20 protein-coding genes and 1 pseudogene are annotated in these 20,611 nt (G+C 63.1%); 10 read left to right on the forward strand and 11 right to left on the reverse strand.

What is annotated here, in order from left to right; all coding sequences use genetic code 11:
• The 3 genes and pseudogenes from ACT9T4_RS19090 to ACT9T4_RS19100 form a co-directional block, all read right to left on the reverse strand.
• A pseudogene (locus tag ACT9T4_RS19090) lies at positions 1-674 on the reverse strand (maltose alpha-D-glucosyltransferase); the annotation flags it as partial.
• Positions 675-974: 300 nt separating this feature from the next.
• A complete protein-coding gene (locus ACT9T4_RS19095; protein ID WP_499118451.1) occupies positions 975-1,349 on the reverse strand; it encodes a c-type cytochrome in 375 nt (124 codons plus the stop codon).
• A gap of 360 nt (positions 1,350-1,709) precedes the next feature.
• Positions 1,710-2,597 carry an NAD(P)/FAD-dependent oxidoreductase gene (locus ACT9T4_RS19100; RefSeq protein WP_499118453.1) on the reverse strand — a complete coding sequence of 296 codons (888 nt, stop codon included), beginning with the start codon at positions 2,595-2,597 and terminating at the stop codon, positions 1,710-1,712.
• A gap of 135 nt (positions 2,598-2,732) precedes the next feature.
• Between ACT9T4_RS19100 and ACT9T4_RS19105 the strand changes: the two genes are divergently transcribed.
• A complete protein-coding gene (locus ACT9T4_RS19105; protein WP_042552813.1) occupies positions 2,733-3,182 on the forward strand; it encodes an Rrf2 family transcriptional regulator in 450 nt (149 codons plus the stop codon).
• Between the two features lie 111 nt (positions 3,183-3,293).
• On the opposite strand, the gene ACT9T4_RS19110 is transcribed toward ACT9T4_RS19105, so the two are convergent.
• Both ACT9T4_RS19110 and ACT9T4_RS19115 read right to left on the reverse strand, forming a co-directional pair.
• The gene (locus ACT9T4_RS19110; RefSeq protein ID WP_042552894.1) at positions 3,294-3,695 is read right to left on the reverse strand and encodes a hypothetical protein; all 402 of its coding nucleotides are present in this window, start codon (positions 3,693-3,695) and stop codon (positions 3,294-3,296) included.
• A 69-nt stretch (positions 3,696-3,764) separates the two neighbouring features.
• Positions 3,765-5,402 (reverse strand): methyl-accepting chemotaxis protein, encoded by a 1,638-nt coding sequence (locus ACT9T4_RS19115; protein WP_042552812.1) that lies wholly within the window; start codon positions 5,400-5,402, stop codon positions 3,765-3,767.
• 335 nt (positions 5,403-5,737) lie between these two features.
• Between ACT9T4_RS19115 and pgm the strand changes: the two genes are divergently transcribed.
• Positions 5,738-7,402, forward strand: coding sequence for a phosphoglucomutase (alpha-D-glucose-1,6-bisphosphate-dependent) (gene pgm / locus ACT9T4_RS19120; RefSeq protein WP_499118455.1), 1,665 nt, complete (start codon positions 5,738-5,740; stop codon positions 7,400-7,402).
• A 117-nt stretch (positions 7,403-7,519) separates the two neighbouring features.
• Here pgm and ACT9T4_RS19125 read toward each other — a convergent pair whose 3' ends face one another.
• Positions 7,520-7,870, reverse strand: coding sequence for a hypothetical protein (locus tag ACT9T4_RS19125; protein ID WP_052493755.1), 351 nt, complete (start codon positions 7,868-7,870; stop codon positions 7,520-7,522).
• Positions 7,871-8,116: 246 nt separating this feature from the next.
• Here ACT9T4_RS19125 and ACT9T4_RS19130 point away from each other — a divergent pair, with 246 nt between their 5' ends.
• The 3 genes from ACT9T4_RS19130 to ACT9T4_RS19140 are packed head-to-tail and all read left to right on the forward strand — an operon-like array spanning position 8,117 to position 9,497.
• A complete protein-coding gene (locus ACT9T4_RS19130) occupies positions 8,117-8,674 on the forward strand; it encodes a cysteine hydrolase family protein (RefSeq protein WP_042552892.1) in 558 nt (185 codons plus the stop codon).
• Positions 8,675-8,730: 56 nt separating this feature from the next.
• Positions 8,731-9,075, forward strand: a complete 345-nt coding sequence (locus ACT9T4_RS19135) for a hypothetical protein (RefSeq protein ID WP_179537807.1) — start codon at positions 8,731-8,733, stop codon at positions 9,073-9,075.
• 35 nt (positions 9,076-9,110) lie between these two features.
• Entirely contained in the window at positions 9,111-9,497 is a 387-nt protein-coding gene (locus tag ACT9T4_RS19140) for a hypothetical protein (RefSeq protein ID WP_499118457.1), read from the forward strand.
• Positions 9,498-9,539: 42 nt separating this feature from the next.
• On the opposite strand, the gene ACT9T4_RS19145 is transcribed toward ACT9T4_RS19140, so the two are convergent.
• Entirely contained in the window at positions 9,540-10,814 is a 1,275-nt protein-coding gene (locus ACT9T4_RS19145) for a glucarate dehydratase family protein (RefSeq protein WP_042552809.1), read from the reverse strand.
• Positions 10,815-10,875: 61 nt separating this feature from the next.
• The gene (locus ACT9T4_RS19150; RefSeq protein ID WP_042552808.1) at positions 10,876-12,231 is read right to left on the reverse strand and encodes an MFS transporter; all 1,356 of its coding nucleotides are present in this window, start codon (positions 12,229-12,231) and stop codon (positions 10,876-10,878) included.
• A 107-nt stretch (positions 12,232-12,338) separates the two neighbouring features.
• On the opposite strand from ACT9T4_RS19150, the gene ACT9T4_RS19155 reads away from it, so the two are divergent.
• Positions 12,339-13,244 (forward strand): LysR family transcriptional regulator, encoded by a 906-nt coding sequence (locus ACT9T4_RS19155; protein ID WP_499118458.1) that lies wholly within the window; start codon positions 12,339-12,341, stop codon positions 13,242-13,244.
• Between the two features lie 81 nt (positions 13,245-13,325).
• Here ACT9T4_RS19155 and ACT9T4_RS19160 read toward each other — a convergent pair whose 3' ends face one another.
• On the reverse strand, positions 13,326-13,751 hold the full coding sequence (locus tag ACT9T4_RS19160; protein ID WP_042552806.1) for a VOC family protein: 426 nt from the start codon (positions 13,749-13,751) through the stop codon (positions 13,326-13,328).
• Between the two features lie 113 nt (positions 13,752-13,864).
• Between ACT9T4_RS19160 and ACT9T4_RS19165 the strand changes: the two genes are divergently transcribed.
• Positions 13,865-14,737 (forward strand): LysR family transcriptional regulator, encoded by an 873-nt coding sequence (locus ACT9T4_RS19165; RefSeq protein WP_499118522.1) that lies wholly within the window; start codon positions 13,865-13,867, stop codon positions 14,735-14,737.
• An 85-nt stretch (positions 14,738-14,822) separates the two neighbouring features.
• Here ACT9T4_RS19165 and ACT9T4_RS19170 read toward each other — a convergent pair whose 3' ends face one another.
• Complete coding sequence (locus ACT9T4_RS19170; RefSeq protein WP_179537804.1) at positions 14,823-15,491, reverse strand: TIGR04211 family SH3 domain-containing protein; 669 nt, start codon at positions 15,489-15,491, stop codon at positions 14,823-14,825.
• A gap of 301 nt (positions 15,492-15,792) precedes the next feature.
• Here ACT9T4_RS19170 and ACT9T4_RS19175 point away from each other — a divergent pair, with 301 nt between their 5' ends.
• The 3 genes from ACT9T4_RS19175 (at position 15,793) to ACT9T4_RS19185 (ending at position 19,242) form a co-directional block, all read left to right on the forward strand.
• Positions 15,793-16,821: a LacI family DNA-binding transcriptional regulator gene (locus tag ACT9T4_RS19175; RefSeq protein WP_499118459.1), complete on the forward strand. Its 1,029-nt coding sequence runs from the start codon at positions 15,793-15,795 to the stop codon at positions 16,819-16,821.
• A gap of 227 nt (positions 16,822-17,048) precedes the next feature.
• A complete protein-coding gene (locus tag ACT9T4_RS19180) occupies positions 17,049-18,032 on the forward strand; it encodes a 2-hydroxyacid dehydrogenase (protein WP_499118461.1) in 984 nt (327 codons plus the stop codon).
• A 10-nt stretch (positions 18,033-18,042) separates the two neighbouring features.
• On the forward strand, positions 18,043-19,242 hold the full coding sequence (locus ACT9T4_RS19185) for a mandelate racemase/muconate lactonizing enzyme family protein (RefSeq protein ID WP_499118463.1): 1,200 nt from the start codon (positions 18,043-18,045) through the stop codon (positions 19,240-19,242).
• A gap of 8 nt (positions 19,243-19,250) precedes the next feature.
• Here the strand turns inward: ACT9T4_RS19185 and ACT9T4_RS19190 are convergent, their stop codons facing one another.
• Entirely contained in the window at positions 19,251-20,465 is a 1,215-nt protein-coding gene (locus ACT9T4_RS19190; protein ID WP_499118465.1) for an MFS transporter, read from the reverse strand.
• Between the last annotated feature and the right edge of the window lie 146 nt (positions 20,466-20,611).

Raw genomic sequence — 20,611 nt, forward strand, 5'->3', positions numbered from 1 at the left:
CCTGGTTCGAAGAAGATCACCCGCTGCAGTTGCCCGACGATGTAGTGCTTGTCGCGCAAGGCGTCGACCACCGTCGGCGGCAGGTTCACCGCGTCACGGCCGGCCGGGACATCGGGCAGCATCGCCCAGTCGGCCTCCTGGATCTCGACCATGTGGAAGAGGCCCGGATAGTCGCCATAGGCCATTTCCGCCAGACGGAAGTCAGCGCCCTTGCCGGTGTGCGAGGGGATGGAGTCATCGATGGTCACCGCATTGTGTGCGGCAGCCACGCGGCTGAGGTGAATGAGCTGCTCTTCGGTACCGTAGCGCGGATCGACCTGCAGGCTGATCCGGTCGAAATTGCCGTCCACGGTGGGCGTGTAGGTACGCCCGTGGAGGCCGCCGGAGCGGCGCATCGGCCCGGTATGGATGCCCTGCACGCCCAGTTCCGAGAGCGCGGCCCACAGGCGTTCGTCGCCCAGGGCCTGGAGAACGGAACCCTCGGGCGCGGTGATGATGGCGGCCGGGTAGACGGCGATCCACACCGAAGCCACCGCCGTGACGCTGCGCGGCCGCGCCAGAGCATAGGGATGCTGCCAGAGCCTGGGCTGGCCAGCGTATAGCCGGGCTCGCTGTTTCGCGGTGTGGAGCATGGACTGCTCGACCAGCCAATTCACCTGTTCTTCATCACGCATAGCCATCGCACATCCGGGTCGGGAAGAAGATCGCAGGCCGTTGCAGGCCGTGTGAAAACGTCGCGGGCGAAGGTCAGGCAAGGCAAAAACCAGCGAAAAGCGCAGTTCACGTGCTGCAAATGAGCCTGTTGACTGGGCTGGCATTCCAGCTGGTTTTAACGCCGCATGACCGAGCGCAGTGGTTTTCAAACAGCCTGGTTGGCCTGCACTTCTGTTTCAGAGCCGGTGGGCTGGGCTTTGTTCAGTCTGAATGGCGAGATGGCTGGCGAGGTGGCCGGGCCGGCGAGGATTGCAGCAGCCTCATTGCGCCGGCTGGGTTTGCAGATAAAGCAGCAGGCTGTCGATCTTGTCCTGATCGCCGATGCCCCAGAAGCGCATCTTGTTGCCGGGCACCACCGCCTCGGAGTCCTTGATGAAGGCACTCAGGGTCTCCGGGCTCCAGACCACGGCGGAGTCCTTCATGGCTGGCGAATAGCGGTAGTCGGTTGTGGAGCCCGCGGTTCGCCCCATGATGCCATTGAGCTGCGGGCCGAACGCGGCTCGGGCTCCCTGCCCGACCTTGTGGCAATTGCCACAGTTGCGCTTGAACAGCGCCTCCCCCGTGGCCACGTCTGCCTCGGCGTGAGCCAGGCCCGCAGCCAACAGCGTCAGCAGTAGCAGCAACGGGCGGATCATTGGCTCACCTGCACGGACAGCCAGGCACGAGGGGTATCAGGGAAAGCCAATAGTGGCGTTGTCGGCAAAAGGCTCATCGATGACCTGCATGGAAAGGGACGACGCAGCTGGCAGCGTCACGGGCGCTAGCAGAGCGGTACCACTCTACCCTGCGACATCGCCGATTGCATTGATCTGCGCCTGGTTGTCGAGCGCTCCCACGACGCTCTCTACAACCCTCCGCCATCCGTACGTGAGTACCTCTTGCCGCTGATCGGAGCCTGGGGACCGAGGATGGTGGCCTTGCCGTGCAAGCGCCACGCCATGGAATTCGCGCTGGGGCGACTCGTGGCCTGACCCGGGAGCACAGCGTGGCGGCTATCAGCCGAACATCAGCGAAGCGTGCGCGCCGGTACCCGCTCGCGCACCAGAGCCTACCGCCAGGGCCACCGAGCCCGCAGGCAGCGCTGCATCGCCGCAGGCGAACACGCCGGGAACGCTGGTTTCCTGGATCTCCGACACCTGTATGTAGGAGCCGGTGTTCCCTGCCGTGAGCTGACAGCCAAGCTGGTCGACCAGCGGGCTGTCCAGATGCGTGCGGGTCAGGGTGAACAGACCATCCAGCGCGACCTCGCGGCCGTCCCCCAGGTGCACGTTCGCCCGCTCGCCGCTGATCGCCCGCACCGGCTCAGGCTCCACGACCACACCGCGATTGGCCAGCTGACCCCATTGCTCGGCACTGGGCACGAAAGCCCCGTTGGTGAACAGCGTGGTATGGCCCCAGTCCGGCAGCATCAGGGCATGGTGCATGGACAGCTCGGAAGCGGCCAGCACGCCGATACGCCCTTGATCCAGCTCGTAGCCGTGGCAATACGGGCAATGAAAGATGCTTCGACCCCAGCGTTCGACAAGACCAGGGATGGTTGGCAGTTCATCACGCACGCCGCCCGCGAGAATCAGGCGACGAGCAGGCAAGCGTGCGCCGCTTCGCACCCCGACCACGAAGCCCTCGCCTTCGCGCTGCACGCTGGTGGCACTGTCAGTCAGCCAGTCGGCTGTCGGGTAATCCATGAACTCGGCACGACCATCGGCGGCGATCTCCGCCGGTGGCCGACCGTCCTGCCCGAGAAAACCGTGGGAATGTTCGGCGAAGCGATTACGTCGCTCGCCAGCGTCGATCACCAATACGCGGCGACGCGCCCTTACCAGTTGCAGGCCGGCGGACAATCCCGCGTAACTACCTCCGACGATGATCACGTCATGGCTCATGAATTAACTCCCGTGTATCGACCTCGGCTCGCCCGCGGCCATCACGAAACATCATGAGTTACATGAAGGATTCGGGTCAACACTCGTAACATGGTTCATTACGTAACGGGCCACCGCCCCGGCCAGGAGAATTCAATGAGGAACGACACCCGACTCTCGCGCATGCTGCACGTGTTGATCCATATGGATCGCCACCAGCAGCGCACCACGTCGGAAACCATCGCCAGGATGCTCGAGACCAATCCCGTGGTGGTACGTCGCACCATGGGTCTGCTGCGCGAAAAGGGTTACGTGACCTCGGACAAGGGCCACAACGGTGGCTGGGCACTGGCCAAGCCGCTGCAGCAGATCACCCTGCTGGACATCCACCAGGCGCTGGGAGCGCAGTCGATCTTCAGCATCGGCCTGGCCACCGACCACCCTCAATGCCTGGTCGAGCAGGCGGTCAACGATGCCCTCAGCCAGGCCTTCGACGAGGCCCAGGCGTTGCTGCTGCAACGCCTGGGCGCGATCAGCGTGGCCGATCTCGCCAATGACTTCGAACACCGCTACCAGTCGTTGCCGGCATCCCGGAAAACGCTATGAGCACAGGGAGTTGATCATGGGATGGGTCAGTCGCCCGTTTGGCGGTCGCGATCACCTTCTGCCTCGCGAGGTTTCTCGCAGTAACGGCTCGAGCTGAAACGTCAACAGCCCCTACAGATCGCGAAACAGGTCGTGGGCGTTGAGCAGTGCGTAGGCGATTTCCGGGCGCCGCTCCAGAGCCCGGCGGATGGCCGCAGGAATGGCCTGTCGGGTCTTGCGGCACAGACCCGGGAAGGTCGTTACCTCGATGGCGATACCGCGCATGCTGCGTACTTCGTTGAAGCCAGGGGCAACGTCAACGCGAATGCCCAGTTGCTCGAACATGCGCTGCTGCATGCGCTCGAGGTCTTCCAGGCTGGCGAGATTCTCCAGGCGCTCGAGCAGACGCTTTTCCTCAGCCCTGGTCAGCATCAGGATGCGCTGGTCACCACTGGTGGTTTCCAGCAGTCGTTCACGCTCGCAGTCGCAAGCGCCAGGCGGACAGGGATGGCGGATTGGCGTCGATAGGCTCATGGCCTGCATCATAGCCAGGCTGGCGGCTCATTGGCCATGGCCCCGAGCCGCCATCCCGAACCTGCCGGATCAGGCGCTCAGCCTGAAACGTCCGACCAGCGTATTCAACCCCTGAGCCAGTCGCGCCAGTTCGTTGCACGCCGCGGATGTCTGATCGGCGCCCGAAGCGCTCTGGATCGACAGGTCGCGGATGCTCACCAGGTTACGGTCGACTTCACGAGCCACATGGGCCTGCTGCTCCGAAGCGGTGGCGATCTGCAGGTTGCGCTCGTTGATCATGCCGATGGCATCGACGATCTGCCCCAGGGCGTTGCGCGCCTCATCGGCGACCTGCAGGGTGTTGGTCGCCTCCTGGCTGCTGTTGCGCATGGCCAGCACGGCCTTTTCGGTGCCTGCCTGGATCGCGGCGATCATCTGTTCGATTTCCTGGGTGGAGGCCGAGGTGCGATGAGCCAGGCCGCGGACCTCGTCCGCCACCACGGCGAAACCCCGGCCATGGTCACCGGCTCGGGCGGCCTCGATGGCTGCGTTGAGCGCCAGCAGGTTGGTTTGCTCGGCGACGTTACGAATCACGTCGAGCACCTTGCTGATATCGCGCGCCTGGTTGGCAAGCCCCTGGACCTGATCGGACGCCTCCACCACGTTGCCCGACAGCTGCCGGATCGCCGCCACGGTGCGCGCCACATGCTGGTTGCCGGCATTCGCCGAGAGCGTCGAATCACGCGCCGCGTCGGAAGCACCACTGGCATTGCGCGACACCTCCTCTACCGCCGCACTCATCTGCGTCACGGCAGTGGCGGCCTGGTCGATCTCGGCGTTCTGGTTCTGCAGGCCACGGGTGCTCTCCTCGGTCACCGAGGCCATTTCCTCGGCGGCCGCAGCCAGCTGCGTGGAGGACTCACTGATCTGGCGAATGGCATCGTTGAGGTTCTTGCGCATGGTCGCCTGGGCGGCCAGCAGACGCCCTGCCTCGTCCTTGCCGCTGACCTGCACGGAGCGGGTCAGGTCACCGGAGGCGATGGTCTCGGCACTCAGCAGCGCTTCATTGATCGGTGCGGCGATGGAACGTGTCAGCAGGGTCGCCAGCAACACCGTCAGCAGCACGGCGATGGAGATGGTTACCAGCACCCCGGTGCGGCCATGGTCGTAGGTCTTGCTGGCGGTGATCCCGGCCTGCTTGGCACCCTGCATGTTATAGGCGGTCAGCTCGTCGAGCCGTTGCTGCAGCGCGGTGCCGTCATTGCGCACCTGGCCGTTGGCCAGGTCCAGGGCCTGGGGCACCTGCTTCTGATGCAGCAGGTCGATGATCTGCTGCTGACCGGTCAGATAGGTTTGCGTGCTGGTGCGCACATTGTCGAAAAGGCTTCGTTCGGCAGGGCTCGAGACCAGTTTTTCACCATACTGCTGCAGGGCCTGCTGCAGAGCGGTGCGATAGTTCTGCGCGGCACTTTCGTCGATCGACTTCTGCCCGGCGCTCTCGCCAACGGCAAGCAGCCGCAGGGTTTCCAGGCGAATGTTGAGCAGATCCTTCTGCATCTCGCCGGTGGCCTGAATGCTCACCATCCAGTTGGCTTCGATGTCCTGCTCGGCCTCGTACAGGTCACCCAGTTTGAACAGCGAGAACGCCCCCAGCACGACGACCAGCAAAGTAATGAGGGCGAAACAGAAAGCGGCACGGGGGGCGATATTGAAATCACGAAGGTTCATGGCGGCACCGAATGACTAGAGCGTATTAACCAACCACTCCCTGTCGGCCCAGCGGGACACGCCACCCATTTTTTGGAGGGGGCGCAACTAGACAATAGCAAAGTGACAGTATTGCGCTCATGAACAATATCTATTGCCGACAGACGGAACGTTCGAGGGTGCGCAAGCCCCTCGAACGCCATGCCAGCGAAGGCACTGGCGCTTTATTCTGCAGTCTTTATCATCCGCGACCACGAGTATGGGGAACTCCAGGCCACCGCTGCGGTGTCGAACCCCCGAGTCCGATGTCCGGTGCGCTGCCACCTGGCCCCTCCATCCCATCAAAGGAACGATTGATGAGCATCCACAGCAATGCGGGACGCCTTCCCGACGAGCACAGCCTGGCCAATCTGCCGCGCCTGGTATCACGCTACTACAGCGAACGTCCGGACCCGAGCGACCCCGCACAGCAGGTGGCGTTCGGCACCTCCGGCCACCGCGGCTCTTCCCTGAAGAACAGCTTCAACGAATGGCACATCCTCGCCGTGACCCAGGCGATCTGCGATTACCGTCGCGGCCAGGGCATCGACGGCCCGCTGTTCATCGGCATGGACACCCATGCGCTGTCCGAGCCGGCGTTCGTCTCGGCACTGGAAGTCCTGGCCGCCAACCGCATCGAAACCCGTATCGATGCCGGCTGCAGCGAAACCGCTGGCGAACCCGGTTACACGCCGACCCCGGCGATCTCCAAGGCGATCCTCGACTACAATCGCGGGCGCAGCAGCGGCCTGGCCGACGGTATCGTCATCACCCCGTCGCACAACCCGCCTGCCGACGGTGGCTTCAAGTACAACGCGACCAACGGGGGCCCGGCTGACACCGGCGTCACCAAGTGGATTCAAGAGCGTGCCAACGAACTGCTCGTGGCTGGCCTCAAGGGCGTACAGCGCATCGACTACGCCAGCGCTCTGAAAGCACCGACCACCCAGCGTTACGACTTCATCGAGCATTACGTCGGCGATCTCGAGCAGGTACTCGATCTGCAGGCGATTCGCGGCTCAGGTCTGAAGTTCGCGGTCGATCCGCTGGGCGGCGCAGGCGTGCACTACTGGACACGCATCGCGGAACGCTACGGCCTGCCGCTCGAGGTGCTATCGACGCGCATCGATCCGACCTTCCGCTTCATGCGCGTCGACTGGGACGGCAAGATCCGCATGGATTGCAGCTCGCCCCATGCCATGGCCGGCCTGATCGAGAACAAGGACCGCTTCGACGTGTCCTTCGCCTGCGACACCGACCACGACCGCCACGGCATCGTCGCCCGCTCGGTGGGTCTGCTCAACCCCAATCACTACTTGGCCGTGGCCATCGAATACCTGTTCACCCACCGTCCGCAGTGGGCTGCCCAGGCGGCCATCGGCAAGACCCTGGTGTCTTCCTCGATGATCGACCGGGTCGCCAAGGGCATCGGCCGCGAAGTGGTCGAGGTGCCGGTGGGCTTCAAGTGGTTCGTCGACGGGCTGATCGAAGGCCGCTTCGGCTTTGGTGGTGAAGAGTCCGCGGGGGCTTCGTTCCTGCGCAAGGACGGCAGCGCCTGGTCCACCGACAAGGACGGCATCATCCTCGGCCTGCTGGCGGCGGAGATCACCGCGGTAACGGGCAAGGACCCTGGCGAGCGCTATCAGGCGCTGACCGAGCGTTTCGGCGCCCCCGTCTACCAGCGCATCGACGCCCCCGCCGACCGCGAACAGAAGGCTCGCCTCGGCAAACTGTCCGCCTCTCAGGTGACCGCCAGCGAGCTGGCTGGCCAGCCGATCACCGCGATTCTCACCGAGGCACCGGGCAACGGCGCGGCCATCGGTGGGCTGAAGGTGGTCACCGACAACGGCTGGTTCGCCGCTCGCCCCTCCGGTACCGAAGACGTTTACAAGATCTACGCCGAAAGCTTCGAGGGCGATGCCCATCTGCAACGCATTCAGGAAGAAGCCAAGGCATTGGTAGACAGCGTACTGGCCGGCTGACCGGCTGCGGCCGGCGCCCTATCCGGGGCGCTGGCAGCTTGTCGCAGCACTTCAAACGCCCCGCTGCAGACGTGAAAAACCCCGCCTAGGCGGGGTTCGGGTGCTCACACTCTGCAGTTATGCAGTGGCGCGATAGCCGCCGTCGCGAGTACGACGAGCCCACATCATCTTGGCTGCAGTCGGGTTGATCGGCGCGCCGGTGAAGGTCGGCAGGGTACGGTCGATCCACTGAGCGCCCTGCCCCTTCCAGTTGATCTCGCCGCTGATCAGCTTGCTGTCGCGCATGATCTCATGCAGCAGCGCTTGCACGCGGGTTTCGCAGAATACGGTCTGGCGATCGATCGCCTTCACGAACACCACTTCATCGTCCTTGCGCAACGTCATCAGCAACATCCCATCGGGGCGCTTCTTGAAATCGACTACATGGTCCGGGAGATTTTCGATCAGCTGCTGGATGGCGTATTGCATGGCTCGTACCCTCTATGTGGTGTTTCTTTATGAGAGGGATATTGCAGAGTGCATGCCAGCTTCTGATAAAAACTAAGCTATTGATTTATAAAGATTATTTTTATTTAAAAAGTAATTGAACTATGCATCCTGCACGGTGACCATGTTTCTGTCGTGCAAGATGCAATATCGGGATCATTGGTCCATACGCTATAGATGAGCCATCTGCGCAAAAGTGCCCAAACGCCCGAAAGCGAGGTTTCACCCATGCCGCTACCGGCTCTGATCATCATCGATATGCAACGCGGCATGCTCGAGGCGGCCGCCGGGCAGCGCAACAATCCCGAAGCGCCGGCGCGCGTGGCAGAACTTCTGCTGGCCTGGCGAGAGGCGCAAGCGCCAATCGTGCACGTTCGCCACATATCCAGGTCGCCCGGCTCACCCTTCGCGCCTGGGCAATTTGGCGTCGAGTTTCAGCCTGCGTTGCATCCTTTACCTGGCGAGCACGTGGTCGAGAAGAACGTGCCGGATGCCTTTATCAATTCGGGATTGGAGCGCTGGCTGCGGGTGAGGGATATCAGGTCGCCGGTGATCGTCGGTGTCAGCACCAACAACTCCGTGGAAGCAAGCGCACGCACGGCGGGTAATCTGGGTTTCAGCACCTACGTGGTGGCCGATGGCTGCTTTACCTTTGCCAAGACCGACTATAACGGTGTGCTGCGCAGCGCCGATGACGTGCATGCCATGGCGCTGGCCAACCTGCACGGCGAATACGCGCAGGTGATCAGTTGCCGTGAAGCGCGAGAGCTGCTCATCGAGCCCTGACACCGAAACGCACCGTGCAATACCCCCCGACTGCAGAGCACCCACAAGGACCGATCATGCTCAAGACAACCCGTACGACCCTGCTATTCACTTCCGTGTTTGTCACCACCATCCTGCCTGCTCAGGAGCTGCCGCGCCCGTCACCGGAGCAAGCGACCCAGGCAATTCTGGAGATGATGCAACTTGTTGATGAGCTCGGCGGGCAGGCCAGCGTAAAGCTGGGTACCTGCATCCCCGCAGTCGAGGCCGAACACGAGGGGCAGATCGCCTGCACCGTAGCAGTGGTAATGGGCGCCGGCAGCAGTGAGACACAGGCGGATTTTTACCGCCAGGGACAGAAATGGGTCGCACAACCCAGCGTCTCCCAGGACGAACTGCCGTTCCCGGATCCTGCCCTTTGAAACCTACAGTCATTTCATTGATAGCGGGGTTGGCCATGTCGGCATCTGCAGCGGAACACGTTCAAGAGGGCCAGGTCTGGCACTACCAGACGCGAGCAGGGGAAGAGTCTTCGCAGCTTTATATCGTGCAGATCGATCGGCACGAGAAGCTCGGGCCGATCTACCACATTGCCCTGGACGGCCTGAAACTCAGGAATCCAAATATTGAAGGTGGCCTGCAGACCGACCTGCCTCACCTTCCCATTGGCGAGGCCGCATTGCAGAGCAGCGTGACGCAGCTGATCAGCTCGGGCGCACCCATGCCTGATATTTCCGAGGGTTACGGGCACTGGAAAGCCGCGTTCGACGCAGGCGAAGGCGGCATTTTCACCATCCCGGTCGGGCAGGCCGTGGGCTACATAGAAGAAATCGTGAACCAGTAGCAGAGGCGCATGGCTTCAATGCAGAAGCCATGCGCCGTCACGTCAGAAGCGCGGCTTGAGCGCTTTCCAGCTCGGGTCGTACTTCTGCATCTGGGTCACGTCGTTGCGCGAACGAATGCCGCAGGTCAGGTATTGGTCATTGAGCTTGGCCAGTTGATCGTAATCCAGCTCGACGCCCAGGCCGGGTGTGCGGGTGACCTTCACGCAGCCATCGACGATCGGCAGCTTGCCGCCCTTGATCACTTCCTCATCCGGCTCCTGCCAGGGGTAATGGGTATCGCAGGCGTAGGACAGGTTCGGAACGGCGGCGGCCACGTGGGTCATGGCCATCAGGCTGATCCCCAGGTGCGAGTTGGAGTGCATGGACACGCCCAGACCGAAGGTGTCGCACATGCGCGCGAGGATCTGCGTATCACGCAGGCCGCCCCAATAGTGGTGATCGGCGAGCACGATCTGCACGCTGTTCAGCGCCACGCTGCGGCGGAACTCGTCGAAATCGGTGACCACCATGTTGGTCGCCAGGGGAATGCCGGTGCGCTTGTGCACCTCGGCCATGCCTTCCAGTCCGGGGCACGGGTCTTCGTAATACTGCAGGTCATCGCCCATCAGCTCGGCCATGCGCAGTGAGGTTTCCACCGACCAGTTGCCGTTGGGGTCGATACGCAGTGGCGTGCCGGGGAACGCCTGACGCAGCGCCTTGATGCAGGCGACCTCGTGTTCCGGGCCGAGCAAGGTACCCGCCTTGAGCTTGATGCTCTTGAAGCCGTTCTCCTCGATCATGGTGCGTGCCTGGGCAACGATCTGCTCGGGGCTGATGCCCTCCCCCCAGCGGTCCGGCTTGTAGGGCGAACCCACATGCTCGGCGTACTTGAGGAACAGGTAGGCGCTGAACGGCACCTCGTCGCGCACCGCGCCACCCAGCAGATCGACCAGAGGCATGCCCAGAGAACGGGCCTGCAAATCGAGAAAGGCCACTTCGAAGGCCGAATAGGCGTTCGCTACCTGCTTGCTCGGGTGCGAGCCAGGGGCCAGCTCGGCGCCAGCAGTGCCTGGCTTCAAAGCGGCGACGGTTTTCACCACACGGGCACGCAAGCCATTGAGGTCGAACGGATCGAGCCCGACCAGCGACTCCTGCATGGCCTGCAACACGCTGAGCACCGGCGCATCGCCATAGCTTTCACCGAGACCGATGTAGCCGTTGTCGCTTTCCACTTCGATGATCGAACGCAGGGCATAGGGTTCATGGATACCGCTGGCGTTGAGCAGCGGTGCGTCACGGAACGCAATCGGCGTTACGCGTACGTGTTTGATCCTCATGATTGGAACTCCTTGAATCTTGCAGGATTACTGCGCCGGTCGGGCCGACGCAGACGTTGTCTCAGGCTGGCGACGCCGCCGGTTTGGGGCTCACACCGTTGCCGCTGCCTTTGGCGCTTTTGCTGGTCTTGGTCATGAACACCAGGATGCCGGCGATCAGCGAAACCACGGCCAGACCGATCAGGCCGCCTTCGATGGAGCCGGTGTGCTCTTCGAGGTAACCGAAGGTAGCCGGGGCCACGAAGCCGCCCAGGCTGCCCACCGAGTTGATCAGGGCGATCACCGCTGCGGCGATACGCGCATCCAGGTAGGCCTGGGGAATCGGCCAGAACAGTGAAGACGCCGCCTTGAAGCCAATGGCCGCGAAGCAGATGGCGATGAAGGAGAAGATCGGCCCGCCGGTGGTGGACATGAACAGCCCGAACGCGGCGATCACGAAAGCGGCCGAGGCCCATGCCTGCTGCCATTTGTAGCGCGCAGCCAGGCTGGCGAAGGCGTACATGGCGGCCACCGAGATGATCCACGGCACCGAGTTGAACAGGCCAACCTGCATATCATCCAGCCCGCCCATGGAGCGGATGATGCTCGGCAGCCAGAAGGTGCAGCCGTAAATGGTCAGCGAGATCGAGAAGTACAGGAAGCAGAACAGCATGATCTGCGGGTCGCGCAGCAGCTTGAACACCGAGTGCTTGACCGCGCCGGTCTCCCCCGCTGCCAGTTGGCGCTGGCGCTGCTCTTCATCGATGCAGTCGGTCAGCGCCTGGCTTTCCTCACGGGTCAGCCATTTGGCGTCCTTGGGCAGCGAATCCAGCCAGAACCACACGAAACCACACAGCACGACCGAGAACATGCCCTCGATGAAGAACATCCACTGCCAGCCCTTCATGCCCAGACCATCGATCTGCAAGAGCAGGCCGGACAGCGGGCCGGAGATGATCGACGCGATGGCCGAGCCACTGAGGAAGATGGCCATGGCCTTGCCGCGCTCACCGGCGGGCAGCCATTTGGTGAAGTAATACACCACGCCCGGGAAGAAGCCGGCCTCGGCGACGCCGAGCAGGAAGCGCAGGATGTAGAACCAGGTTTCGTTGGGCACGAAAGCCATCGCGGTGGCGACGATGCCCCAGGTGAACATGATGCGGGTCAGCCACACCTTGGCACCGTAGCGCTGCAGGAGCATGTTCGACGGCACTTCGAACAGCGCGTAGCCGATGAAGAACAGGCCGGCACCCAGGCCGTAGGCCGCGGCACCGATACCCAGATCGGTTTCCAGGTGGCTGCGGACGAAGCCGATGTTCACCCGGTCGATGTAGTTGACGATGAACATGACCACGAACAGCGGCAAGACGTGGCGTTTCACTTTCGAGACCGCGCGGGCGACAACCTGCGGGTCGGCTGAACTCTGGACGTTATTCAATTGGGGCGACTCCCGATCATTGTTTTTGTGGGATACGCCGATCATGTACGCGGGCATTGATCCCGTCTAATCTAGATTGGTATTGGATTGATACCCGGATTAAATCAATGTTCGAGCTCGCTCAACTGCGCTGCTTCACCACCGTCGCCACCGAACTCAACTTTCGCCGTGCCGCCGAACGGCTGAACATGACCCAGCCACCGCTGAGCCGGCAGATCCAGTTGCTCGAGCACAGCCTCGGGGTCGAGCTGTTTACCCGCAGCACGCGCAGCGTCGCGCTCACTGCCGCTGGCCGGGCGTTTTTCATCGAAGCCCAGCATCTCCTCGAACGTGCGCATCAGGCAGCCGCCTCGGCACGGCGCTTCGCGGCAGGCGATATCGGTTCGGTGAGCATCAGCTTCGTCGGCAGCGCGGTGTACGAATTCCTGCCCAAGGTGATCGCCGAGGCGCGGCTCAATCAACCCCAGGTGAAGATCTCCCTGAGCGAGATGAATACCCACCAGCAGCACGAAGCCCTACGCACCCGCCGTATCGACCTGGGTATCGTGCGCCAGCCATTGCTGCAACCAGGTTACGAAAACGAGTGCCTGGTGCGTGAGCCGTTCGTGCTGGCCATCCCGAGTCAGCATCCATTGGCCAACACGGCCCGCGTCAGGGTCGAGGACCTCGATGGTGCCCCGTTTCTGATGTATTCCCATGCCGCCTATCCACCCTTCAACGAACTGCTCACCGGCATGTTCCGCTCGGCCGGAGTGGCTCCGGAATACGTGCAGTGGCTGGGGTCGTCGCTGACCATTCTGGCGCTGGTCAACGCCGGCATGGGCCTGGCCCTGGTGCCGCGCTGCGCCACCAACGTGGTGTTCAAGGACGTGACCTTTCGCGAGATCGACCTGGGCAACGGCATTCAGAGCGAGCTGCACCTGACCTGGCGCAGCAACAACGACAACCCGGCCTGCATGATGCTGCTGGAAGCCATTCGGGCGGCGGTGGCTGCCGAGATGAACGGAGGCTGAGCGCTTTCTTGAGCCTGCGGTTGCGCCAAGCGCAGCCCGGGCCACGGACCCGGGCTGCGCTTGGTGGCCAGCTCTGGATGCTTACTTGGCGAACAGCAGACTCATGTCCTTGAACGCCTTGAACTCCAGCGCGTTGCCGCACGGGTCGAAGAGGAACATGGTGGCCTGCTCGCCGACCTGGCCCTTGAAGCGTACGTAGGGTTCGATCACGAACTGGGTTTCGCGGGCACGCAGACGGTCCGCCAGCGCTTCCCACTCCTCCCAGCCGAGGATGATGCCGAAGTGCGGGACCGGTACGTTGTGACCGTCCACGGCGTTGGTGTGCGCGGACTCCTGGGACGCGGTCTTGGGGTGCTCGTGGATCACCAACTGGTGGCCGTAGAAATCGAAGTCCACCCAATGATCCGAAGAGCGGCCTTCTGGCAGCCCGAACACGTCGCCGTAAAAGGTGCGTGCGGCGGGCAGGTCATAAACGGGAATAGCGAGGTGAAAAGGGGAAAGGCTCACGGTTGGTCATCCTCTGGCATGTTTTTCTGGTGACCATGTTGACGCTTGCCGCTGTGCCTGGAAAGCGGATATCTTTTGATTCGAGCTCAAATAATTTCGATCAATGGACCGATATGCTGCGCGAATTGAAAACCTTTTTGACTGTCGTTCGTTGCGGTACTTTCGCTGCAGCGGGCAAGCAGGTGGGCCTTACCCAATCGGCGGTCAGCGCGCAGATCAAGAACCTGGAAGACGCGGTCGGACTGTCGCTCTTCGATCGCACCGGGCGCACCGCCACACTCAATCAGGCAGGCGCCCGTGCCGTGCCATTGGCGGAAAAGATCCTGGAACAGTTCAGCCTGATGGGCACCCCCGAGCGGATCGAGGATTACCGTGGCGAGCTGCGCATCGGCGCCATCAGCACCGTGCAGTCGTGCCGGATGCCGGCGATCCTGTTGAAATTGCGCGAAAAGGCCCCCGGCATCGAAGCCAAGCTGGTTCCCGGAGTCTCGCTGGATCTGCTCAACCAGGTAGACAGCGGCGAAATCGATCTGGCCATCATCATCCGCCCGCCGTTCCAATTGCCCAAGGAGCTTGAGCTGGAGCTGGTCGAAAGCGAACAGTTCGTGCTGATCGCCCCCCTGGGGACGACGATCAAGGACCCACTGAAGATGCTGACCGAGCATGCTTTCGTCCGCTACGACCGCAGTTCCTTCGGCGGCAGGCTGGTCACCCAGTTCATCCGCAAGCACAGGATCCAGCCCCGTCAGGTGCTGGAGCTGGATGAGCTGGACGCGATCGTGAAAATGGTCGAAAGCGGCCTGGGCATCTCACTCATTCCGCGGGCGGGCCTGTGGGTCGAGAACCCGGCGAAGGTGCAGATCGTTCCCCTCGAAGACAAGGCGTTCCACCGGGATCTGGTGCTGATTTCCCGCTATGGTTCCCGGCAATCCCCAGCCCAGAAACTGTTCCGGGCGTGTGTCTTGGGCCTGACCGACGGCAGCTAGCCCGACCTGCTTCGGCGTCGGCCGCCGCACAACGCAGCGGCATCGAGGCCTTCGACTCACGCCGCAACCTGTCGTCAGGCCGCAATCACACCCACTGATCGTTGCGCTTGCGACGAACCCGGAACATGGTCGGCAGGATCAGGCCAGCCAGCAGGCCGGCACCGGCGATGCTGCCGCCGTAGATCATGTAGCGCATCAGCACTTCCTTCTGCTCGCTGCCCAGCTGAGCCTGGGCTTCACGCAGCTCCGAACGCGCCTGACTCAACTCGATATCCAGCGCGCTGCGGCTGGCCTCGAGCTCGTCGATCAGGGTCTTGCGCGAATCCAGGGTCTCCTGCATGCCTTGCACGCGGGTTTTCCAGGTGTCGTTGATGCCTTCGAGCTCGGTGCTCAACTCGGTCACCTTCTGCTCGAGCGCCGGCAGCCGCTCGGCCTGGCCGGGCACCTCTTGCAGGTCACGGTTGGCGATCCATACGGCATCGCCGTTCTCGCCGCGAACCTGGCTGTAATCGCCCTGGGTGCGCAGCAGTTGCACACGCATGCCGGAACTCAGGGTACCGACAATGCGGTAGCCATCGGTCGGGCCACTGCGCACGTAGGTGTTCAGACTGTCGCTGACCCAGCGCACGTCATCGCTGGTCTGTTGCGCGTGGGCCGGTGCCGCGATCAGCAGCAGACCGGACAGCAGTGAGGCCCCGAGCACGCGAAGTGGCGGCAGGGAAAAGGATGCGGAAAACGGGCGGGCTAGGGACATAAAAACGATCTTCACTCGGCGGTGGAACACAATGCGACGCAGCGCGCTAACGTCGGCCAGATGAATTGTTGTGGGGCTCGGCAGGGTCGCGTAACTGGCGCAACGCCATGCCTCTCGCCCGGTTTGGCCGACTGCTGAAAGACCGCGGTGAATCGGGCAGGTTCCTCAACACCCGGTAGATCGGCCAACGCAGGAAGCTCGGCATGCGCTGCCGGTTGCCGGGGCTGGCAAAAGGCAATCACGGCATGACCAGGGCGCGCTGGCACTGTTAGGATGCCCCCTCAATCGACGTGGAAGTGTTATGGCGGTCAAGGGAGCAGGAAACAGTGGCAGGTCGACGCAAGGGGTAACCCTGATCGATGTGGCCAAGGCAGCGGGTGTGGCGCCGATGACCGTGTCACGGGCACTCAACAACCCCGATCACGTCAAGAAGGCGACCTTGCTCAAGGTGCGCAAGGCCATCGAGGACACCGGTTACGTGCGCAATCTGGTGGCCGGCGCCCTGGCCAGCAATCGCAGCCATCTGGTCGCAGTGATCGTCCCCATCCTCACCAACCCGATCTTCTCCGACACCTTCCAGGCCATCGCCGACCGCCTGAGCCAATCCGGCTATCAGGTGCTGCTGGGTATGTCCGGCTACCAGCCCGATCAGGAGCAGGAACTGCTCGAAGTGATCCTCAGTCGCCGGCCGGACGGCATCATCCTCACCGGTACCCTGCACACCGAAGCCAGCCGCCGCCGACTGCGCGCCGTGGGGGTTCCCGTGGTGGAAACCTGGGACCTGACCAGCGACCCCATCGACATGCTGGTGGGCTTCTGCCATGAAGATATCGGCCGCGATGTAGCCCGCCATCTGCTGGGCAAGGGCTACGCCGACTTTGCCACCCTGGGGGTCAACGATCCACGTGGCCAACGACGGCTCAATGCCTTCGTCGAAGAGCTGCAGGTCAATGGCATACACGAGGTGCCGGGCGAACGCATCGAGGGCGTACCGACGCTGGAGCATGGCCGCAGCGGCCTGCGCAAACTGCTCGCCAACCCGGCACGGCCGCTGGTGGTGGTCTGCAGCTCGGACACCCTCGCCCACGGCGTGCTGACCGAAGCGCTGGCACAGGGCATCCGTGTGCCCGAAGAAGTGGCGGTGATGGGGTTCGGCGACATGAACTTCGCTGCCCATACCCACCCCGCGCTGTCGACCGTGAAGATCGATGGCAAGGTCATGGGCGATGCCGCCGCCAGCGCCCTGCTCGATCGCTTGCTGGGTAACGGTGATGAGATCGTGCAGCGCGATATCGGCTATCGACTGATAGACCGGCAAAGCACTCGCTAACTCGACGCTTCCCTGCAAACCCTCGTTGCAGAGGGCTTGCCGCCCGTTGAAGCCTGGCTAACGGAGAAAATCCACTTGTCAGCCTCGTCCGCCATGCACTACGGTGAGCCGCAAAATGGTTGCGCTACCATAAAATCGTTCAGGCGCATCCACGAACGAGAACCGTCATTCGCGAGCGTCCAGATGGACGCTCGCACAGGCATGACCGCGATACAGGAGAAGCACGCATGCAGATCGTCATGGTCGGCGAAGCCGCCACCCACCGGGATGAAATCGCCGCCGAACTGGGCTTCGAGGCCGACTACCTGGCCTTGCCGCGGGAAGCTCACGAATCGCCGGAGTGGGACGAGCAGATCGACGGTGCCGATGTGCTCGTCGCCATGCGCTTCAAACGCCCGAACAAGGCCGAAGTACCGCGCTTTCGCCTGCTCCATGTCCCAGGTGCGGGCCTGGATGGCATCGATTTTTCGCTGATGCCAGCAGGCAGTGTGGCCTGCAACGTGTTCGAGCATGAAATCCCCATGGCCGAATATGCCCTGGCGAGCATGCTCGAACATGAAGTGGGCCTGGCCGCCGCCCGTGCCAGCTTCGACAGCGAGCGTTTCGCATCCGCCTACCTGGGCCGCAAGCCACGCGGCGAGCTGTATGGCAAAACCGTCCTGATCGTTGGTTTCGGGCGCATCGGCCAGGCCGTGGCGGTACGTGCCCAGGCCTTCGGGCTGAAGGTCATCGCCCTCTCCTCCCGCGCCCTCAACGGCCAGTTGAAGGGCCCGTGCCATGAGGCGTATACACCATCGCAGATCAACGAAATCCTGCCCCGCGCCGACTACGTGGTGTTGTCGTGCCCGCTCGATGATGAAACCCGGGGCTCGTTCGGCGCAGATCAGTTCCAGGCCATGAAAGACGACGCCGTGCTGATCAATATCGCTCGCGCTGCGGTGGTCGACGAAGACGCGCTCTATCAGGCCCTGCTCGACAGGCAGATCGCCAAGGCGTTTCTCGATGTCTGGTACGCCTATCCGGCAGGCAGCAGCGACAGCGTGGCGCCGGCCCGACACCGCTTCGAGGAGCTGCCCAACGCCTTCTGCACGCCGCACATCTCCGGCTGGACCCATGGCCTGTTCGAACGCCGCTACGCCTTCATCGCCGCCAATATCAGGCGTCTGAAAAGTGGCGAGAAGCTGCATAACGTCGTCTACGGCGAGGCTTGAGGACAGCTCCATGAAAATTACCAGAATCGACACCACCCGCCTGAAGAGCCTGCCCAACCTGATCTGGGTCGAGGTGCATACCGACGACGGCCAGGTCGGTCTCGGCGAGACCTTTCGCGGCTCGGAGGCCGTGGAGGCCTACATCCACTCGATCTCCGCCGGCATGCTGCTGGGCAAGGACCCGTTGCAGATCGAACGGCACAGCAAGACCCTGCTGCGCGGCTACCTCGGTTTCAATGGTTCCGGCGTGGAAACCCGCGCGGCCTCGGCGCTGGATATCGCCCTCTGGGATATCTTCGGCCAGGCGGTGAACCAGCCCATCTACCAGCTGCTCGGCGGTCTCGCCCACGACAGCATGCGGGCCTACAACACCTGCGCCGGTGGCAATTTCAACACCGGCGGCGAACAGCGTCGCACCATCGCCAAGGGCGAGGCCAGGGTCAGTGAACGCTACGACGACCAGGTCGCCTTCATCGAATGCCCCGACGAGCTGGCCCAGAGCCTGATCGAAGACGGCTTCAGCGCCATGAAGATCTGGCCTTTCGATGCCTTCGCCATGGCCAGCGGCGGCCAGTACATCAGCTCGGCGGATATCAGGAAGGGCCTCGAACCCTTCGAAAAAATCCGCAAGGCAGTCGGTGACCGCATCGAGCTGATGTGCGAATTCCACTCGTTGTGGAACACCACCACGGCGCTGGCCATCGCCCGTGAACTGAAGGACTACAACATCTTCTGGTCCGAAGACCCGATCAAGATGGACTCCGTGCAGGGCCTGGCCGATTACCGCCGCCTCAGTGGCCTGCCGGTGTGCGGCAGCGAAACCCTGGCGACGCGCAGTTCGTTCCGCGACTTGCTGGCCGCCGATGCGCTGGACTACGTGATGCTGGATCTGTCCTGGTGCGGCGGCATCAGCGAAGCCAAGAAAGTCGCCGCCCTGGCCGAGGCCTACCAGAAACCCATCGCCCCCCACGACTGCACCGGGCCCGTGGTGCTGATGGCCTCGCTGCACCTGGGGCTGTCCAGCCCCAACGCGATCTTCCAGGAAGTGGTGCGCGCCTACCTGGCCGGTTTCTATCAGGACCTGGTGACCACCCTACCCGTCGTGCAGAACGGCTTCATCCTGCCGCCGGCCGGCGCCGGCCTGGGCACCTCGCTGAACCCGCGCCTGCGTGATCGGGCGGACTGCGCGGTACGTACCTCGCAGCTCTGAGCATCCCGTTACTTGCCGGACAGCACCCGCTGCTCCGGCTCAACCGGGCGCCCATTGCACAGCGCCACCAGCAGCGCCAGGGCCGGGAAAGCCCCACCGATCAGCGCGGCGCCCTGCCAGCCGAAGCTTTCGTAGATGGGGCTGGCGATCGCCGAACCCGTGGCGCCACCAATGAAGATGCTGGTCATGTACAGCGCATTGAGCCGCGCCCGGCTGTTCTGCTCCAGGGCATACACCTCGCGCTGGCCCAGCACCATGTTCAGTTGCACGGCGAAATCCAGCAGCACGGCACACAGCACCAGGCCGATCACCCCGGCCAGCGGGCTGGCCAGAGTCAGCGCGAAAGACAGCGGCGCGAGCGTCAAGGCCACCAGGGTTGCACGACGGGTATGGCCGGCATCGGCCAGGCGACCCGCTAGCGGCGCGGCGATCGCCCCGATGGCGCCGACCAGCGCGAACAGCGCCACATGGCTCTGGCTGAAGCCGTAATGGCGCACCAGTTCGAGGGGAGCCAACGTCCAGAACAGGCTGAACGAGGCGAACATCAGGCCCTGATACAACGCTCGCTGACGCAGCGTCGAATAGCGCCGCAACAGGCCGAACAGCGACAGCAGCAGGTGACCGTAATGGCCACGGTTGTCCGGTGCATGACGGGGAATGGTGGTGGCGATCACCACCACGATGCCCAGCATCATCGCTGCCGCGCAAAAGTACACCGCACGCCAGCCGAAGTATTCGGCGATCAGGCTGGCGACCGGGCGCGCCAGCAGAATACCCAGCAGCAGCCCGGCCATGATGTTGCCCACCACGCGACCACGGGTGGCCTCAGGCGCCAGATGGGCAGCCAGGGGAATCAGCATCTGCACCGACACCGAACTCAGGCCGACCAGCAGCGACAGGCCGAGAAACAGGCCCGGCGATGACGACAAGCCAGCGGCCAGCAGGCAGACCATCGCGGCCAGGGTGGTCAGCAGCATCAGCCGACGGTTCTCCAGCAGATCGGCCAGCGGCACCAGAAACAGCAGGCCTACCGCGTAACCGACCTGGGTCAGGGAAACGATCAGGCTGGCCTTGTGCATCGACAGGCCCACCGAGGGAGCGATCAGTTCGATGATCGGCTGGGCGTAATAGAGATTGGCGACGATGGCGCCGCAACAGAAGGCGAACAGCAGCACCAGCGCGGGCGGCAGGCTGTGGTGTTCGCGTGAAGTGGATGCGTTCATGGTTACCTCGGGGGTGAATCGGCGTGCACCGCGCGAATCGTCGGCCTATGGAACAGATGGGATGCCCGGCAATGCCATGGCCTCGGGCCGATGACATCGGATCACGCACCGGCAAGGCGACGCTCGCCCATCGAACAAGCTCGCGA

Source organism: Pseudomonas sp. SZ40 (genome assembly GCF_052958135.1).

Coding starts and splice junctions, on each gene's coding strand:
- ACT9T4_RS19095 (WP_499118451.1), bottom strand. CDS start 1,349: ATGATCCGCCCGTTGCTGCTACTGCTGACGCTGTTGGCTGCGGGCCTG.
- ACT9T4_RS19100 (WP_499118453.1), bottom strand. CDS start 2,597: ATGAGCCATGACGTGATCATCGTCGGAGGTAGTTACGCGGGATTGTCC.
- ACT9T4_RS19105 (WP_042552813.1), top strand. CDS start 2,733: ATGAGGAACGACACCCGACTCTCGCGCATGCTGCACGTGTTGATCCAT.
- ACT9T4_RS19110 (WP_042552894.1), bottom strand. CDS start 3,695: ATGAGCCTATCGACGCCAATCCGCCATCCCTGTCCGCCTGGCGCTTGC.
- ACT9T4_RS19115 (WP_042552812.1), bottom strand. CDS start 5,402: ATGAACCTTCGTGATTTCAATATCGCCCCCCGTGCCGCTTTCTGTTTC.
- pgm (WP_499118455.1), top strand. CDS start 5,738: ATGAGCATCCACAGCAATGCGGGACGCCTTCCCGACGAGCACAGCCTG.
- ACT9T4_RS19125 (WP_052493755.1), bottom strand. CDS start 7,870: ATGCAATACGCCATCCAGCAGCTGATCGAAAATCTCCCGGACCATGTA.
- ACT9T4_RS19130 (WP_042552892.1), top strand. CDS start 8,117: ATGCCGCTACCGGCTCTGATCATCATCGATATGCAACGCGGCATGCTC.
- ACT9T4_RS19135 (WP_179537807.1), top strand. CDS start 8,731: ATGCTCAAGACAACCCGTACGACCCTGCTATTCACTTCCGTGTTTGTC.
- ACT9T4_RS19140 (WP_499118457.1), top strand. CDS start 9,111: ATGTCGGCATCTGCAGCGGAACACGTTCAAGAGGGCCAGGTCTGGCAC.
- ACT9T4_RS19145 (WP_042552809.1), bottom strand. CDS start 10,814: ATGAGGATCAAACACGTACGCGTAACGCCGATTGCGTTCCGTGACGCA.
- ACT9T4_RS19155 (WP_499118458.1), top strand. CDS start 12,339: ATGTTCGAGCTCGCTCAACTGCGCTGCTTCACCACCGTCGCCACCGAA.
- ACT9T4_RS19165 (WP_499118522.1), top strand. CDS start 13,865: ATGCTGCGCGAATTGAAAACCTTTTTGACTGTCGTTCGTTGCGGTACT.
- ACT9T4_RS19170 (WP_179537804.1), bottom strand. CDS start 15,491: ATGTCCCTAGCCCGCCCGTTTTCCGCATCCTTTTCCCTGCCGCCACTT.
- ACT9T4_RS19175 (WP_499118459.1), top strand. CDS start 15,793: ATGGCGGTCAAGGGAGCAGGAAACAGTGGCAGGTCGACGCAAGGGGTA.
- ACT9T4_RS19180 (WP_499118461.1), top strand. CDS start 17,049: ATGCAGATCGTCATGGTCGGCGAAGCCGCCACCCACCGGGATGAAATC.
- ACT9T4_RS19185 (WP_499118463.1), top strand. CDS start 18,043: ATGAAAATTACCAGAATCGACACCACCCGCCTGAAGAGCCTGCCCAAC.
- ACT9T4_RS19190 (WP_499118465.1), bottom strand. CDS start 20,465: ATGAACGCATCCACTTCACGCGAACACCACAGCCTGCCGCCCGCGCTG.